This is a genomic window from Dokdonella fugitiva (genome assembly GCF_004342425.1).
Taxonomy (GTDB): domain Bacteria; phylum Pseudomonadota; class Gammaproteobacteria; order Xanthomonadales; family Rhodanobacteraceae; genus Dokdonella_A; species Dokdonella_A fugitiva.
The window spans coordinates 120,953-137,319 of record NZ_SLWQ01000002.1; the positions used below are offsets into that span (position 1 = coordinate 120,953).

Sequence of the window (16,367 nt, forward strand, 5' to 3'; positions counted from 1 at the left end):
AATCAGGAAAAAATAAAGCCCTGCAACGACTTGTCGGGCAAGAGAGGCCGCTTCCCGCGCGCCCCGGTGCTCTCGCTGCGGCGATTGCGGCGTCCGTTCAGGGAACGAAGCCGCGGATGTCGAAACCGTCGCGGAACACCGTGGCGCTCGTCCCCGGCAGTGCGCCGTTCGCTATCCAGTCGTAGATGAGCGCCTGCTGCTCGGGCTGCAGGCCGCCACCGTAATTGTCGAGCGGCATGCGCGCGCCGATGCCGGGCGTGTCGCAATTGACCTTGCGGAACAGCAGGCTCTCCTCGGGCCGTCCGGGCACGACGTAGAAGACGTTCTCGTCCGCGCTGCTCGGCACGCCCACGAGATGCCCCCATGACGCGCCCGCGCTGAGATCGAGTCCCGCGCTCGGCATCGGCGGCGGCGCGAAGTGGCAGTCGACGCACCCGGCGCTGCCACCGTTCGTGGCGTAGTCGTCGAACAGGCCCTGGATCGCCGCGCCGTAAGTGATCGCGTAGTTCGGGGCGATGTCCGCGATGCGCGTGCAGCCTTCCGGCGCGCCCGCAATGCCTTGCGACGCGCCGCCGAACACGAGTCCGGCGGCGATGAGGATGCGCGCTGCCGGCTGCATGGGCTCAGACGAAGCCCAGGTTGGCGCTGCCGAAATTCGCGAGGTTCGGGAAGATCGCGGCGAGGTCGCTCGGCGAGGTCACGCCGAGCCACTGCGCGAGCGTCGCCGCGTACTGGTCGACGCCGATGCCGGGGATCATCTGCCCGCGCGAGAAATTGTTCGGCGCGTCGAGGCGCTGGTCGGGGAACCCGCTGATCGGCCCGCCGCCATTCGTGTACAGCCGGCCGCCGCTGACCGCGCCGCCGAGCACGAATTGCACCCCGCCCCACGCATGGTCCGAACCGGAGCCGTTCGACTGCAGCGTGCGCGCGAACTCCGACGCAGTGAACAGCGTCACCTCGTTCTGTGCATCGACGTCGCCGGGCGCGAGTGCCTGCCAGAACGCCGAAACTGCGTCCGAGACGAGCTTGAGCAGCGCCGCGTGGTCGTTGTTGCCCCCGGACATGAGTCCCGAATGCAGATCGAAACCGCCGAGGCGCACGTAGTAGATCTGGCGCGAGGCGTAATTCTGCGCCTTCGACAGCTTGATCATCTTGGCGACCATCAGCAGCTGCGAGGCCAGTGAATTGTTGGCCGGGAACGCCTGCACGATCGTCGTGCCGTCGAGCCCGGTCTTGAGCAGGTTGTAGAGGTCGCGGCTGCGCGCGAAGACCCTGGAGTACTCGCCCGCGAAATCGCTCGCATAGGTATCGGCGAGCAAGGCGTTGAGGGCATTGTCGCGCACGCTCGTCGCACTGACGCCGTTGCACGGCGTCGGATTGCACGCACCGCTGAGCGAGGACAGGCCGTTCGACGACATGCGATAGGGCACGGTCGACAGGCCGATCTCGAAGCGGTTCGCACCCGATATCGAAATGCAGGCCGACAGGTCCTGGTTGGCATTGGACGAACGCACGACGTCGCCGCAACGACCGCCCCAGCCGATGACGCTGTTGCGCAGGCTGTTGCCCTGGTGCCAGAGGTTCTCCTGGTCCGAATGCGAATACAGCTGTGGCGGACGGTTCGCCGCGATCGCGTAGTCTGCCTTCACGATCGGCTTGACCAGGGTGCCGACGTTGGCCACGAAGGCGAGCTTGTTGGCGCGGTACAGCGCACCGAGGTCGGCCATCCTCGGATGCACGAAGTACTGGTTGGTCGCGCTGCTCGCGTCGGCGGCGTCGATGATCTTCTGCAATGCGACGTTGGCGCCGGTCGGGATGCCGAGGGCGAGGCCGTCGGCGTTGGACTGCGCGTTGTACACGCCGCCGCGCGCTTCCGCATAGACGGCATGGCGCGCATCGTCGAACGGCACGAGCATGTTCCAGGAGTCGTTGCCGCCGGCGAGGTAGACGCAGACGAGGGCCTTGTAGCCGGGCAGCGAGGACGTGTTGGCGAGCGCGCTGCCCATCATGCGCAGTTGCGGGAACAGCGCGGCAGTGCCGCCGCTGCAGGCGGCGATCGCGAGCGCGCGCAGGAATTCGCGACGGGAAGTACGGGAATGGCTCATCGACGTCTCCTCAGCGCTGCGCCGCGAACTCGGGCGACAGGATCGTCAGGTAGACCGCCGACCACGCCTTCTCGGCCGCGGATGCGCCGTTGAGGTTGGTCAGCATGCTGGTCAGGGTCGCCTTCATGCCCGCCGACATCGTGCCGTACAGCAGGCTGCGGTCGATCGTCGCGACCATCGCGGCCGGATTCGTCGCGTTCGCGGTCAGCGGCGACAGGTCGAGCAGCGGCCGGTCGGTCGGCGGGTTCGACATGCCCTGGTACGCCTTCGCGGTGAAGTTGTAGTACGCGTTCGCGGTCGAGTACGCGCTCGCTTCGCTGAGGATCTGCAGCTCCGGCGAATAGCGGTCGTTGTCGGCGAACGGCCCCGGCTGCTGGTAGTCAGGCTCGTAGAAATTGAACACCGTCGGCGACTGCAGCGGCCCCTGGCCGAACGCGCTCGTCTGCGTGCTGCCGGCGGTCATCTTCACTTCGCCGTAGGCGTCGGCTGGCTGCGCCTGCGCGTTGAACGCGCGCCACACCGCGGTCAGGCGCAGGATCGGCTCGCGCAGCTTGCCGTAGCGGTCGCCGCTCGCGAGCGCGGGCGGATGACGCGCCTCGTCGTCCATGAGGATCGCCTTGACGACATCGCCGAGGTTCGCGCCCGGCGCATCGAACACCGTCGCGACGCGCTCGATGTACTGCGGCGACGGGTTGCTGGTCACGAAGCGCTGGATCAGCTGGCGCGAGATGAACGGCGGCACGTTCGGGTGCGCGGCGAGGATGTCGAGCTCGTCGCCGACGTCCTGCGCGCAGGTCTGGTTCGGCGGGATCGTCATGCCGCCGACGACCGTCTTTGGCGTCGCGGTGGTGCCGTCGTCGCCGGTGATGTCGTGGCGCATGTTGTTGCTGCCGCTGCCGCTCGCCGGGAAATGCTCGGTGCCGAAGCACTGCATCGGCGCGTACTGCGCGGCGAAGGTGAGGCCGCCGCCGTTGAAGTTCGGCGGGTTCAGCGGCGCGTCGCTCCAGGTGAAACCGGTGAATACCTTCGCGGTGTGGGTGATCGTGGTCTGGTCGTAGGTCGGGATCTCGACGCCGTTGGACAGGATCGGCGTGAAGTCCATGTCGCGCAGGATCAGGCCGATCGAGAACAGTTGCATGACCTCGCGCGCATAGTTCTCGTCCGGGCTCGTCGTCGCGCTCGGCTTCTGGTTGCGGAACGACGACAGGTAGCGGCCCATCATCGGGTGCCAGGTCACGTCGCCGAGCAGCGTGCGGTAGGAGGCGAACGCATCCTTCGCGAGCATGTCGTAGTAGCCCGCCATCGGCACGATGTAGTTGCCGATCGAGCTGTTCTGGTCCGAGACGACGAAGATCTGGCTGAGCGCCCATGCCATGCGCTGGCGCAGCTGGTCCGGGGCGTAGGCCGCCTGCCAGTACCAGCGCTGGATGCGCTGCGACTGGCTCACGCTCTGGGCCGCCGCGGTGCGCGCGTTGACGACCTGTTCGACCGCGGGCGCACTCAGCGTCGCCGGTTTGCCGAGCTGTTCCTCGAGCCAGGCGTCGTAGCCGAGTGCGGTGAGTCGCGCGATGTCGGCGCTGGTCGGGCCGAAGGTGGCCTGGGTCAGGAAGCGCGCCGCCTCGTTGGCCGTGGCAGGCGCGTCCGGGGCCGGATCGAAGCCGTAGACGAACAGGCGGTCGTGCGTGGCGGCATGCGCGCCCACGCCGGCCAGCGAAGCCCATGCGGCCAGCGCGCCGCAGGCAGTGCCCAAACGTGTCATTGCTCATCCCCGATGGCCGGGTGATACCGGCAACCGGGCGGCACATTAGCCGTTGCGACCGCGCCCGATTGTGACGATCGCCCCACTCGGCGACGGCGATCGACGTCCGGTGCGAACGCGCGGACGTGCGGTTGGTTGACGGCAGCGACGAGGACGCTGCGGCCGTCGCGCGATCAGCGTCCGGGCAGGCCGCCCGGCGGGAAGCCGCCGCCACCCATGCCCTTCATCGCCGCCCCCATCTGGCGCATCAGGCCCTTGATGCCGCCGCTGCCGAGCTTGGCCATCATCTTTTCCATCTGCTGGTACTGCTTGAGCAGCTTGTTGACGTCGGCCGGCTGCGTGCCCGAGCCGCGCGCGATGCGTGCACGTCGCGAACCATTGAGCAGGTCGGGGTGGCGCCGCTCCTTCTTCGTCATCGAACCGATGATCGCGATCATGCGGTGGACTTCGCGGTCGTTGACCTTGGACTTGACATGGTCGGGCAGCGTGCCGACGCCGGGCAGCTTGTCGATCAGCGATGCCATGCCGCCCATGTTGACCATCTGCTCGAGCTGGTCGCGCATGTCGTTGAGGTCGAAGCGCTTGCCCTTGATGACCTTCTCGGCGAGCTTGCGCTGCTTTTCCTGGTCGACGCCCTGCTCGACCTGCTCGACCAGCGACAGCACGTCGCCCATGCCGAGGATGCGCGTGGCGACGCGATCGGGATGGAACGGTTCGAGCCCGTCCGGCTTCTCGCTGACGCCGATGAACTTGATCGGGCGACCGGTCACGTAACGCACCGACAGCGCGGCGCCCCCGCGTGCGTCGCCGTCGGTCTTGGTCAGCACCACGCCGGTCAGCGGCAGCGCGTCGGCGAACGCCTTGGCCGTGTTCGCCGCGTCCTGGCCGGTCATCGAATCGACCACGAACAGCGTCTCGACCGGATCGAGCTCGGCGTGCAGTGCCTTGATCTCCGCCATCATGTCCTGGTCGACGTGCAGGCGGCCCGCGGTGTCGACGATGAGCACGTCGGCGAATGCGCGTGCGGCCGCGTCGCGTGCGGACTTCGCGATCGCGACCGGGTCCTGCCCGCCGCTGGAGGGATGGAACAGCACCTCGACCTGGTCCGCGAGCGTGCGCAGTTGCTCGATCGCCGCGGGCCGATACACGTCGCAGCTGACCACCATGACCTTCTTCTTGCGCCGCTCCTTGAGGAAGCGCGCGAGCTTGGCGACCGTGGTCGTCTTGCCGGCGCCCTGCAGGCCCGCCATGAGCACGACCGCCGGCGGCGCCGCGGCGAGGTTGAGGTCGCTGTTGGCGGTGCCCATCACCGCGGTGAGCTCGTCGCGCACCACCTTGACCAGGGTCTGGCCCGGCGTGAGGCTGCGCATCACGTCCTGGCCGAGCGCCTTGACCTGCACGCGCTGGATCAGGGCCTGCACCACCGGCAGCGCGACGTCGGCCTCGAGCAGGGCAATGCGCACTTCGCGCAGCGCCTCGCGGATGTTCGATTCTGTCAGCCGGCCCTTGCCGCGCAGGCGCTGGACGGTGGCGGAAAGGCGTTGGCTGAGCGACTCGAACATGGGCGGACCGGCGGGCGGAAAAGGCCGATTATAGCGGGCCCGGGCGCATCGAGCCGCGGCCCCGCGCGGACGGCCGCGGCGAGCGATGCCGATCCGGTGCAGGGCTGTGCGACACTTGCATGCATGCTCATCCCGATCCTCGCCGCGTTCGCGATCCTCGCTTACCTCGTCGCCAGCGCACTGCTCGCAAGGCCGCTGCTCGGCCGTGGCGAGGCGCCCCCGAAGCTGCCGTCGGCGATCGCGACGATCGCCGTGCTCGCGCATGCAGGCGTGCTGCTCGGCGCGCATCGCGGCGCGCTCGACCTGCACTTCTTCGCCGCGCTGTCGCTCGTCGCGGTCGTCGTCTGCGCCCTTACCCTCGCCGTCAACCTGGCGCGGCCGGTCGCCACGCTCGGCGTGATCGTGTTCCCGCTCTCCGCGCTGCTGCTCGCCGTCGACGTCTATGCCGCCCCGAACACCGCGCCGCAACCGATCGACTGGCAGATCAAGCTGCATGTGAGCGTCGCCCTGCTCGCGTTCAGCGTGCTGTCGATCGCGGCCGCGCTCGCGATCCTGCTCGCATTGCAGGAGCGCGCGCTGCGCCATCGCCAGTTCGGGGCGCTGCTGCGCTCGCTGCCGCCGCTCACCTTGACCGAGGCGCTGCTGTTCCGCCTCATCGCGGCCGGCTTCGTGCTGCTCAGCCTGACCCTGCTCACCGGCATCCTGTTCGTCGACAACCTGTTCGCGCAGCACCTCGCGCACAAGACCGTGCTGTCGATCGTCGCCTGGGTCGTGTTCGGCGCGCTGCTGTACGGGCGTCGCGCCTGGGGTTGGCGCGGCCGGCGCGCGGTCAATCTCACGCTCACCGGGATGGCCATCCTGCTGCTCGCGTTCTTCGGCTCCAAGTTCGTCCTGGAGCTGGTCCTGCACCGCGCGCCGTGAGCGGGCGCTCGACCACTGTCCGCATCAAGCGCGCCTACGAGCCCGCGTCCGACGACGACGGCCTGCGCATCCTCGTCGACCGCCTGTGGCCGCGGGGTCTGACGAAGGAAGCCGCGCGCATCGATGTCTGGCTCAAGGACATCGCCCCGAGCCCCGCCCTGCGCACCTGGTTCGGCCACGATCCCGCGAAGTGGGACGAGTTCCGCCATCGCTACGAAGCTGAACTGCGCGAACGTCCCGACGCGGTCGCCGAGTTGCGCCGCCTCGTCGCCGACGGGCCGGCAACGCTCGTTCACGCGGGGCGCGACCGTGCGCATACGCATGCATTGGTGTTGCTGCGGGTGTGCGGGGGTGAAGGGCTGAGGGCTGAAAGCTGACGACTCAGGACTGAAGCGCATCGCGGCTTCCGTTGTTCCCACGGAAGCAGCGCATCTCACCTGGAGCGCACCCTGTGCGCGACCGTCGCGCCTCGGTGTACTGCGACGCTGCGCTCGCCCACAGGATGGGCTCCCGGAGGAAACGCCAAGCGCGGAGCCGCTCCTGCATCGCGGTGGCATCGGCGCAGTTGCTCCTGCAGAAGCGGCGCCCATCTCATCCGTACGCCCCGAACGGAGGTCGCAGGTCCGGGCACGACGGGCGGTCGTCCTCGAGGGGCGGTTCGGCTCCGCTGCTGCGCCCACAAGAGCCGGGACGCATGCATGTGGGAGCGACTTCCGTCGCGATGGCTCTGTCTATACGTCCCACGCGGCCGAAAGCGCCTCGCCGAGGCGATCGACCGCGAGAATCTCCATCTCGCCGATGCGCGTCTTCTTCGGCGCGTTCGCCTTCGGCACGATCGCGCGGCGGAAGCCGTGCGTGGCGGCTTCCTTGAGTCGCTCCTCGCCGTTCGGCACCGGGCGGATCTCGCCCGACAGGCCCACTTCGCCGAAGGCGACGGTCTTGTCGGGCAGCGGCCGGTCGCGGAAGCTCGACAGCACCGCGAGCAGCACCGGCAGGTCGGCCGCCGTTTCCTGCACGCGGATGCCGCCGACGACGTTGACGAACACGTCCTGGTCGTACACCGCCGCGCCGCCGTGGCGGTGCAGCACCGCGAGCAGCATCGCGAGGCGATTCTGCTCGAGGCCGAGCGCGACGCGGCGCGGGTTGCCGAGCGAACTCTGGTCGACCAGCGCCTGTACTTCGACCAGCAGCGGCCGCGTGCCTTCGCGCGTGACCATCACCGCGCTGCCTGCGGTCGGCTGCGCGTGCGCGGAGAGGAAGATCGCGGACGGATTGGGCACTTCGCGCAGGCCCCTGTCGCCCATCGCGAACACGCCGAGCTCGTTGACCGCGCCGAAGCGGTTCTTGAACGCGCGCAGCACGCGGAAGCGCGAGCCGGACTCGCCCTCGAAATAAAGCACGGCGTCGACCATGTGCTCGAGCACGCGCGGGCCGGCGATTCCGCCCTCCTTGGTCACGTGGCCGACGAGGAACACGCTGGTCCCCGTTTCCTTGGCGAAGCGCACCAGCCGCGCGGCCGACTCGCGCACCTGCGACACCGAACCGGGTGCGGCGGTGAGCTGCTCGGTCCAGATCGTCTGGATCGAATCGACGATGAGCACGTCGGGCTTCGCCGTCGCCGCTTCGCCGAGGATGCGTTCGATCGAGGTCTCGGCGAGCGCGTCGAGCCCGTCGAGCGCGATGCCGAGGCGCTGGCCGCGCCCGGCGACCTGGGCGAGCGATTCCTCGCCGGTCACGTAGAGGCCGCGCACGCGCTGGCCGAGCGTGCCGAGCATCTGCAGCAGCAGGGTCGACTTGCCGATGCCGGGATCGCCGCCGATCAGCACGACCGAGCCGGCGACGAGGCCGCCGCCGAGCACGCGATCGAGTTCGCCGATGCCGGTGTCGCTGCGCCGCTCCGCTTCCGCGGCGACGCTCGCGAGGCGCCTGATCTTCGCCGGCCCGCCCGCGCCGGCATATCCCGTACGCGACGCCGCGACCGGCTTCCCCGCCGGCTGCACGACGATTTCGGCGAGCGTGTTCCACGCTCCGCATTCGATGCACTGCCCTTGCCACTTGGAGTGCTCCGCGCCGCATTCGGAGCAGACGTAGGCGGTCCTTGCCTTGGCCATCAGGCGTCGTCCTCGACGAAGCGGACGCGGCGCGTCACGCCGCAGGTGAGTTCGTAGCCGATCGTGCCGGCATGCGCGGCGACTTCCTCGACCGGCAAGCCCCTGCCCCACAGCACGACGGGGTCGCCGATCTTCGCGTCCGGATGGCTGCGCAGGTCGATCGTGACGAGGTCCATCGAAACGCGCCCGACCACGAGTGCGCGCGTGCCATTGACGAGTACCGGCGTCGCGCCGTCGGAATGGCGCGGATAGCCGTCGCCGTAGCCGATCGCGGCGACGCCGATCGGCATGTCCTCCGGCGCCTGCCAGGCCGCCGCGTAGCCGACGTGCTCGCCCTTGCGTATGCGGTTGACGGCGACGAGTCGCGTCGCCAGGGTCATCGCCGGGCGAAAGCCGAAGTCGGCACCGATGCGCCCGGCGACGACCGAGATACCGTACAGCGCACCGCCCACGCGAACCCATTGCCCGTGCGCCTCGGGCCAGCCGATGACGCCGGCCGAGTTCGACAGCGAACGCTCGCCGTCGAGGCCGGACACGCCGCGCTCGAAGCGTTCGACCTGCCGCGTCGTCATCGCGTCGTCGAATACGTCGGAGTTGGCGAAGTGCGTCATCAGGGTGATGTCCGGCTCGACGCAGGCGAGCGCGCGCAGGCGCGCATGCACGTCGCGCGCGCGCTCGGGCGCGATGCCGAGGCGGTGCATGCCGGTGTCGAGCTTGAGCCAGACGCGCAGCGGGCGCGGATCGGCATCGGCGGCGAGCAGGTCGACCTGCGCGTCGCTGTGCACGACGGTGTCGAGGCGCAGGCGGCGCATTTCGGCGAGGTCGGCGGCTTCGTCATGGCCGGACAGCACGACGATGCGCTGCGACACGCCCGCGGCGCGCAGGCGCTGGCCGTCGGCGATGCCGGCGACGCCGAACGCGTCGGCTCCCTCGAGCGCGCGCGCGACGCGTTCGAGGCCGTGGCCGTAGCCGTCGGCCTTGACGACCGCCATCACGCGCGCGCCGGGCGCGAGTTCGCGCACGCGTCGCAGGTTCTCGCGCAGTGCGCCGAGATGGATCGTGGCGCTGGTCGCGCGCATTCCGTCGGTTCCTCGTAGGCTCGTGTTCGCTACGCCGCGCAGGAGCGGCCCGCACACGGCACCGCAGCCTCGTCGTGGCGCTGGCAGCACCCTGCGGCACCGGGCCGGTGCCGCTCCTGCTGGCTGACCCTCCCGCAGTCGCCGTGCCCGCGCGACGGCTGCGCCGACCGTCCTGCGACTGGTCGTTACTCGAACGTCCCCGCGTAGCTGTTGCTCGCGAGGTTCTCGAACTTGGTGTAGTGGCCGAGGAAGGCGAGCTTCACGACGCCGGTGGGGCCGTTACGCTGCTTGCCGATGATGATTTCGGCGACGCCCTTCTCGCCCGACTCCGGGTTGTAATACTCGTCGCGGTAGATGAACATGATCACGTCCGCGTCCTGCTCGATCGCGCCCGATTCGCGCAGGTCCGCCATCACCGGGCGCTTGTCGGTGCGCTGTTCGAGCGAGCGGTTGAGCTGCGACAGCGCGATCACCGGCACGTTCAGTTCCTTCGCGAGCGCCTTCAGGCTGCGCGAGATTTCTGAAATTTCCGTGGCGCGATTCTCCTTCGTGCCGGGCACCTGCATGAGCTGAAGGTAGTCGATCACGATGAGGCCGAGGTCGTGTTCGCGCTTGAGGCGGCGCGAGCGCGCGCGCAATTCGCTCGGGCTCAGCGCCGGCGTGTCGTCGATGAAGATCTTCGCTTCGCTGAGCAGCGTGATCGCGTTGGTCACGCGCGGCCACTCCTCCTCGGCGAGGTCGCCCGTGCGCAGGTGCTGCTGGTTGATGCGGCCCAGCGAGGAGATCAGGCGGAACGCGAGCTGCGAGGCCGACATTTCCATCGAGAAGACGGCAACCGCCTTCTTCGTCTTGAGCGCCGCGTATTCGGCCATGTTGACCGAGAATGCGGTCTTGCCCATCGACGGTCGCGCCGCGACGATGATGAGGTCGGACGGCTGCAGGCCCGCGGTCATCTCGTCGAGGTCGATGAATCCGGTCGGCAGGCCGGTGACCGAGCCGCGATTCTCGTAGCGCTGGTGCAGGATCTGGAACGCTTCCTTGACCGCACTGCGCATCGGCACGAAGCCCTTGCGCCCGCGCGCGCCGGCCTCCGCGATGTGGAACACTTTCTGCTCGGCGACTTCGAGCAGTTCCTGGCTGCTGCGCCCTTCCGGCTGGAACGCATCGCCGGCGATCTCGGTGCCCGCGTCGATGAGCTGGCGCAGCACCGATTTCTCGCGCACGATGTCCGCGTAGGCGGTGATGTTCGCGGCGCTCGGCGTGGAGTTCGCGAGCTCGATCACGTAACTCGCGCCGCCGACGAGGTCGGAGAGGTTCTGCGCCTGGAACCAGTCGCCGAGCGTGACCGCGTCGTACGGCATGCCCTTCGCCGACAGCTCGCCGATCGCGCGATAGATGAGGCGATGATCCTTGCGGTAGAAGTCGTCCTCGACGAGCCGGTCGGCGACGCGATCCCACGAGTCGGGCGAGAGCATGAGGCCGCCGAGCACGGCCTGCTCGGCCTCGACCGAATGCGGCGGCACGCGCAGCGCTTCGATGTTGGAGACGTTCTTGCGTTCGGTCAGGGCCATGGCAACGCTGCGTTCGTTCGGCGATGAATCATCCGCGGCGCCGTCTCACCTGTCGAGACAACAACTCTGTGGATAACCTGTGTGTGATGTTCTCTTCGCGGGGCGAGAAGCGGAAAGACTGAAACACGAAGGACACGGAGTAGGCATCGCATCAGCCTGGTGCGGACGGGCATACGACAGCCCAAGCTCGATCACGTCTTTCCTTCGCGTCCTTCGTGTTTCAATCTTTCTCTCCGCTCCAGCCAAAAGAAAACGGGCGCCCGGAGGCGCCCGTTTCGTCGAAGCGGTGGAGCGGTCGATCAGTCTTCGGCGGTGACCACGACCTTGACCGTGGTGTCGACGTCGGCGTGCAGGTGCACGTGGACCTCGAACTCGCCGATGTGGCGCAGCGGGCCTTCGCCCATCACGACTTCGCTCTTGTCGAGCGCGATGCCGGCTTCGGTGAACGCCTCGGCGATGTCGCGCGGGCCGACCGAGCCGAACAGCTTGCCTTCCGGGCTCGCGTTGGCCTTGATCGTGACGGAGGCGCCTTCGAACTGCGCCTTGCGCGCTTCGGCGCCGGACAGGAGCTGGTTCGCCTTCGCCTCGTACTCGGCGCGGCGCTTCTCGAACTCGGCGATGTTCTCGGGCGTCGCCGCCGTCGCCTTGCCCTGCGGCACGAGGTAGTTGCGGCCGTAGCCGGGCTTGACCTTGACCTTGTCGCCGAGGGCGCCGAGGTTCTTCACTTTCTGGAGGAGGATGAGTTCCATGGGTTTGCCTATTCGTTAGCGTCGGAGGTTCCGGCGCAGCTTTCGCTGTCCGAATGTTCGTGCGGGAAGGATGCGGTCACGACCGCTTCCCCCACCCGGCCCCTCCCCGGCGGGGAGAGGAGGTGGTCGTCGCGCTCGCGCGCGACGCTCGTATCAATGCGCGTCGCTGTACGGCAGCAGCGCGAGGAAGCGCGCGTGCTCGATCGCCGTGCCGAGCATGCGCTGGTAGCGCGCCTTCGTGCCCGTGATGCGGCTCGGCACGATCTTGCCGGTCTCGCTGATGTACTGGCGCAGCATGTTGAGATCCTTGTAGTCGATCTCGGTCACGCCCTCGGCGGTGAAACGGCAGAACTTCTTGCGGCGGAAGAACTTGGACATGGGTGTATTCCTTCGGACCTGGGCGGTGGCTTATTCGGCGGCTTCGGCGGGAGCGGAAGCTTCCTCGCGCGGGGCGCGCTCGCGGCGCTGGCGCGGTTCGTCGTCGTCGCTGCCGAAACCGAAGCCTTCGTCGTCGCGGCGGCGGCCGCCCTTGTCGTCCTTGTTCTTCATGATCGGCGACATCTCGGTCACCGCGTTCTCGCGCGTGACGATGAGGTGGCGCAGCACCGCGTCGTTGAAGCGGAAGCCCGACTGCAGCTCGGCCAGCACGGCGCCGCTGCACTCGACGTTCATGAGGACGTAGTGCGCCTTGGCCAGGTGCTGGATCGGATACGCGAGCTGGCGGCGGCCCCAGTCTTCGAGGCGATGGACCTTGCCGTTGTCGCCTTCGATGAGCGCCTTGTAGCGCTCGATCATCGCGGGGACCTGCTCGCTCTGGTCCGGATGGACCAGGAACACGATTTCATAATGACGCATGGTGGCTCCTTGTGGGTACCGCCGGACGGATTTCCGGGCGGCAGCCTCCCGCGACGCGGTGAGGCAAGGGTCCCTTCGGTACGGCTGGCGGCAATGCGAGCCGCCCCGGATGGACCAAAGGGGGCGCGGATACTAATGGAATCAGGAGATTGGCGCAACCTGCGCCGCTTCGCCGCGGCTAGCGGGCCGGCGCGGCGAACACGGCTGGCCCGGATGGCAGTGCGTGCGGCTCCATGCGCGCGATCGCGTTCACCGGCAGCACGACCGCGCGTTGCCCCGCGCGGTCGTAGACGAACACGTAGTTCGCGACAGCACCGAGGTAGGACCAGCCCGCCGGGCTGCTGGCCGGCAGGGCGTCATGCTCGCCGCTGAGCCAGACTTCGACCCGCGCACCCTCGCCGCGCTGCAGGGCATCGGCGCGCGCCTTCGCATACAACCCGACGAAGGTCCAGCCGTACGCCGCGACCACGGCGGCGTAACCGAGCCGGGTGTACCAGAGCGCGCCGACGCGCCATTCGAGCGCACGCAGGCGCCAGGCCTGCCAATGCCCCGCAGTCGGCAGCGCGCGCAGCTCGCGGATCAGGGCGAGATGCTTGCGCCGGCTGCGCGCATTGACCTTGTCCATCAGCCAGCACAACGGGAACGTCGACAGCACCAGCACCAGCGCCATCGGCTGCTGCAGGCCGGCGACGAGGAAGTCGCTGATCTGCGACAGGGTCAGCACCGGGATGCCGAACGCGCGGTAGAACCAGTAGTTGTAGAAGATGCCCGCCATCGCGACGAGCAGGTAGGCGAGCGTGATCGCGACCGCCGGTTCGCGCCGCAGCGTGTCGAACACGTGCGGCAGCATCGATTGCAGTGCGGACTCGCCGCCGTCGGACTTCGCTACGGCCCGCCCCGGCGGACCCGCGCTCAAGCCTGCGCCTCGACCGTGAAGCTCTCGCCGCAGCCGCACTCGCCGGTCGCGTTCGGGTTGCGGAACACGAACGCCGCGTTGAGACCCTGGCGCTGGAAGTCGATCTCGGTGCCGTCGACGAACGGCAACGCCTTGCGGTCGACGATCAGCCGCACGCCGTCCTGCTCGAACACCGTGTCGTCGCCCGCGACCGACGTCGCCAGGTCGACCGTGTAACCGAAGCCGGAACAGCCGGTACGCTTGATGCCGAAGCGCACGCCGCAGGCGGCCGGCTCCTTGGCGAGGAAGTCCTGCATGCGCTGGCGCGCGGCGGTGGTGAGCTGGATCGTCATGGGTCCTTCGTGGATTGGGCGGCGGTTGCCTTCCGGCGTGCGCGGCGGGCGGGACCGCCCCGCCCGGAATCATAGCGCGACGCACTGGCGCGCGAACGATTTCCGTTATGATCGCCGATCGTTCTCGGCCCTGCCGAGGTGGGTATTCCGATCGGGAGTTTCAAGGTATGTCCGACGTCGACGGCGACGTGAGGGTGGTGGACGTCAAGCACGCACTTTCGGGCGCGATCGCGCCGGGCAGCAAGGTGCGCATCAACGGCTGGGTGCGCACGCGCCGCGACTCGAAGGCGGGGCTGTCGTTCGTCAGCCTCAGCGACGGTTCGTGCTTCGACCCGATCCAGGTCGTCGCGCCGGCCGCGCTCGCCAACTACGAAAGCGAGGTGCTGCACCTCACCGCCGGCTGCGCGATCAGCGCCGAGGGCGAACTCGTCGCGTCGCAGGGCAAGGGCCAGGCGTTCGAGGTGCAGGCGAGCTCGCTTTCCGTGCTCGGCTGGGTCGACGATCCGGAAACCTACCCGATCCAGCCCAAGCCGCATTCGCCCGAATTCCTGCGCGAAGTCGCCCACCTGCGCCCGCGCACGAACCTGTTCGGCGCGGTCAGCCGCGTGCGCCACACGATCGCACAGGCGATCCATCGCTACTTCGACGAGCACGGCTACTTCTGGGTCAACACGCCGATCATCACCACGTCGGACACCGAGGGCGCGGGCGAGATGTTCCGCGTCTCGACGCTCGACCTCATGAACCTGCCGCGCACCGACAAGGGCGCGGTGGATTTCCGCAAGGACTTCTTCGGCAAGGAAGCATTCCTGACCGTATCGGGCCAGCTCAACGTCGAGGCGTACTGCCTCGCGCTCAGCAAGGTCTACACGTTCGGCCCGACCTTCCGTGCCGAGAACTCGCACACGACGCGCCATCTCGCCGAGTTCTGGATGGTGGAGCCGGAGATCGCGTTCGCCGACCTCGCCGAGGACGCGCGCGTGGCCGAGGAATTCCTCAAGTTCATCTTCCGCATGGTGCTCGCCGAGCGCCCGGACGACATGGCGTTCTTCGCCGAGCGCGTCGAGAAGACGGCGATCTCGCGCCTCGAGTCGATCATCGCCTCGCCGTTCGCGCAGATCGACTACACCGACGCGGTCGAGATCCTGAAGAAGTCCGGCCGCAAGTTCGACTACGCGGTCGAATGGGGCGCCGACCTGCAGACCGAACACGAACGCTTCCTCACCGAGGAATACGTCGGCGGCCCGGTGGTGGTGAAGAACTACCCCGAGAAGATCAAGGCGTTCTACATGCGCCTCAACGACGACGGCCGCACCGTCGCCGCGATGGACGTGCTCGCGCCGGGCATCGGCGAGATCATCGGCGGCTCGCAGCGCGAGGAGCGCCTCGACATCCTCGACCGGCGCATCGCCCAGTTCGGCCTCGATCCGAAGATGTATTCGTGGTACCGCGATTTCCGTCGCTACGGCACGGTGCCGCACGCGGGCTTCGGACTCGGCTTCGAACGCCTCGTCGTCTACGTCTGCGGCCTCGCCAACATCCGCGACGCGATCCCCTACCCGCGCGTGCCGGGTTCGGCGGAGTTCTAGGTTGGGGACGGCCGCCTCGCGCATCCTGGCGGCGGGCCGGCCCGGCCCCATGCCGATCCGCCGCGCGCGCCCCCACATCCGCGCGCGGTTCCGCCGGACGCACGCGTCCGGCACGCGCGCGTGCGAAGGCGCGCGTGCACACCGGGAGATTCCAGCAATGCCTGCATCCGCGTGGCACCAGTTCATCTTCATCATGGGCCTCGGCCTCGCCGTCGCCGGGCTCACCACCTACGTCATCACCTGGATGCTCGTCGCCGTGCACCTGCGCGAGCGTCATCCGGCCGAACACGCGCGGCTCGGCGGCTTCCTGTTCGCGCCGCGCGCATTCGGCTGGTACCTCGCCGCGCGTTATCGCGCGCTGCGCGACCGCAGCCTGGATGCACTCGGCACGCCCGGCAGCCTCGGCGCCTGGGCGATCGTGCTCGGCACCGCGGCGGCGATCGTCGCCAAGCTGCTGTCGCTGACCGGAGCTTCCGCATGAGCGCCGATGCTTCGCAGTGGTGGCTCGCCGCGCTCGGCGACACCCTCATCTGGGCCCGCCTCGACGTGCTCGACTCCGGCATCGCCGAAGTGTTCGACAACGACGGGCGCGTGCTGCGCTACGACGACGAAACCGCCGCGCGCATGGCCCTGCTCGACGCGGAATTCCGGGCCTTCGACGGGCTCGACGCCGACGACGCCGCGGCGATGGGTTTCGACCTCGACGAGCTCGAGCCGCCGCGCGGAGACAGCGACGAGGAACTGCTCGCCAAGATGGTGCAGAAACTCCCACCGCGGCATTGATCCTTTTGCGCGGCGAGGGGCGAAGCGAAAGGCGA

Annotated in this window: 17 protein-coding genes; 5 read left to right on the forward strand and 12 right to left on the reverse strand. The window is 68.6% G+C overall.

The window, feature by feature from the left end:
• Positions 1–97 precede the first annotated feature (97 nt).
• The 4 genes from EV148_RS04805 to ffh all read right to left on the reverse strand — a co-directional run bounded on the left by EV148_RS04805 (position 98) and on the right by ffh (position 5,426).
• Positions 98–619 carry a hypothetical protein gene (locus EV148_RS04805; RefSeq protein WP_131994351.1) on the reverse strand — a complete coding sequence of 174 codons (522 nt, stop codon included), beginning with the start codon at positions 617–619 and terminating at the stop codon, positions 98–100.
• A 4-nt stretch (positions 620–623) separates the two neighbouring features.
• Complete coding sequence (locus tag EV148_RS04810) at positions 624–2,105, reverse strand: DUF1501 domain-containing protein (RefSeq protein WP_131994354.1); 1,482 nt, start codon at positions 2,103–2,105, stop codon at positions 624–626.
• 10 nt (positions 2,106–2,115) lie between these two features.
• Positions 2,116–3,864 carry a DUF1800 domain-containing protein gene (locus EV148_RS04815; RefSeq protein WP_131994357.1) on the reverse strand — a complete coding sequence of 583 codons (1,749 nt, stop codon included), beginning with the start codon at positions 3,862–3,864 and terminating at the stop codon, positions 2,116–2,118.
• Between the two features lie 173 nt (positions 3,865–4,037).
• Complete coding sequence (gene ffh / locus EV148_RS04820; protein WP_131994360.1) at positions 4,038–5,426, reverse strand: signal recognition particle protein; 1,389 nt, start codon at positions 5,424–5,426, stop codon at positions 4,038–4,040.
• 123 nt (positions 5,427–5,549) lie between these two features.
• Here ffh and EV148_RS04825 point away from each other — a divergent pair, with 123 nt between their 5' ends.
• The gene (locus EV148_RS04825) at positions 5,550–6,347 is read left to right on the forward strand and encodes a cytochrome C assembly family protein (protein WP_131994363.1); all 798 of its coding nucleotides are present in this window, start codon (positions 5,550–5,552) and stop codon (positions 6,345–6,347) included.
• Positions 6,344–6,724 carry a DUF488 domain-containing protein gene (locus tag EV148_RS04830; RefSeq protein WP_131994366.1) on the forward strand — a complete coding sequence of 127 codons (381 nt, stop codon included), beginning with the start codon at positions 6,344–6,346 and terminating at the stop codon, positions 6,722–6,724. The genes EV148_RS04825 and EV148_RS04830 overlap by 4 nt, the downstream gene beginning before the upstream one ends.
• A 354-nt stretch (positions 6,725–7,078) precedes the next feature.
• Here EV148_RS04830 and radA read toward each other — a convergent pair whose 3' ends face one another.
• The 8 genes from radA to EV148_RS04870 all read right to left on the reverse strand — a co-directional run bounded on the left by radA (position 7,079) and on the right by EV148_RS04870 (position 13,960).
• On the reverse strand, positions 7,079–8,458 hold the full coding sequence (gene radA, locus EV148_RS04835) for a DNA repair protein RadA (protein WP_131994369.1): 1,380 nt from the start codon (positions 8,456–8,458) through the stop codon (positions 7,079–7,081).
• Positions 8,458–9,537 (reverse strand): alanine racemase, encoded by a 1,080-nt coding sequence (alr, locus tag EV148_RS04840; protein WP_131994372.1) that lies wholly within the window; start codon positions 9,535–9,537, stop codon positions 8,458–8,460. The genes radA and alr overlap by 1 nt, the downstream gene beginning before the upstream one ends.
• A 185-nt stretch (positions 9,538–9,722) precedes the next feature.
• Complete coding sequence (locus tag EV148_RS04845) at positions 9,723–11,108, reverse strand: replicative DNA helicase (RefSeq protein WP_131994375.1); 1,386 nt, start codon at positions 11,106–11,108, stop codon at positions 9,723–9,725.
• Between the two features lie 299 nt (positions 11,109–11,407).
• Positions 11,408–11,857 carry a 50S ribosomal protein L9 gene (gene rplI, locus EV148_RS04850; protein ID WP_131994378.1) on the reverse strand — a complete coding sequence of 150 codons (450 nt, stop codon included), beginning with the start codon at positions 11,855–11,857 and terminating at the stop codon, positions 11,408–11,410.
• 153 nt (positions 11,858–12,010) lie between these two features.
• Entirely contained in the window at positions 12,011–12,235 is a 225-nt protein-coding gene (rpsR, locus tag EV148_RS04855) for a 30S ribosomal protein S18 (RefSeq protein WP_131994381.1), read from the reverse strand.
• Positions 12,236–12,265: 30 nt separating this feature from the next.
• Complete coding sequence (gene rpsF, locus EV148_RS04860; protein ID WP_131994384.1) at positions 12,266–12,712, reverse strand: 30S ribosomal protein S6; 447 nt, start codon at positions 12,710–12,712, stop codon at positions 12,266–12,268.
• 178 nt (positions 12,713–12,890) lie between these two features.
• Positions 12,891–13,628 carry a hypothetical protein gene (locus EV148_RS04865; RefSeq protein ID WP_131994387.1) on the reverse strand — a complete coding sequence of 246 codons (738 nt, stop codon included), beginning with the start codon at positions 13,626–13,628 and terminating at the stop codon, positions 12,891–12,893.
• A complete protein-coding gene (locus EV148_RS04870) occupies positions 13,625–13,960 on the reverse strand; it encodes a HesB/IscA family protein (RefSeq protein ID WP_131994390.1) in 336 nt (111 codons plus the stop codon). Before EV148_RS04870 ends, EV148_RS04865 begins: the two co-directional genes overlap by 4 nt.
• 188 nt (positions 13,961–14,148) lie before the next feature.
• Here EV148_RS04870 and asnS point away from each other — a divergent pair, with 188 nt between their 5' ends.
• From asnS to EV148_RS04885, 3 genes are all read left to right on the forward strand, one after another.
• Entirely contained in the window at positions 14,149–15,549 is a 1,401-nt protein-coding gene (asnS, locus tag EV148_RS04875) for an asparagine--tRNA ligase (RefSeq protein ID WP_131995459.1), read from the forward strand.
• Positions 15,550–15,706: 157 nt separating this feature from the next.
• Positions 15,707–16,030, forward strand: coding sequence for a hypothetical protein (locus EV148_RS04880; RefSeq protein ID WP_131994393.1), 324 nt, complete (start codon positions 15,707–15,709; stop codon positions 16,028–16,030).
• Positions 16,027–16,332, forward strand: a complete 306-nt coding sequence (locus tag EV148_RS04885) for a hypothetical protein (RefSeq protein WP_131994396.1) — start codon at positions 16,027–16,029, stop codon at positions 16,330–16,332. The genes EV148_RS04880 and EV148_RS04885 overlap by 4 nt, the downstream gene beginning before the upstream one ends.
• The last annotated feature ends 35 nt before the right edge of the window (positions 16,333–16,367 follow it).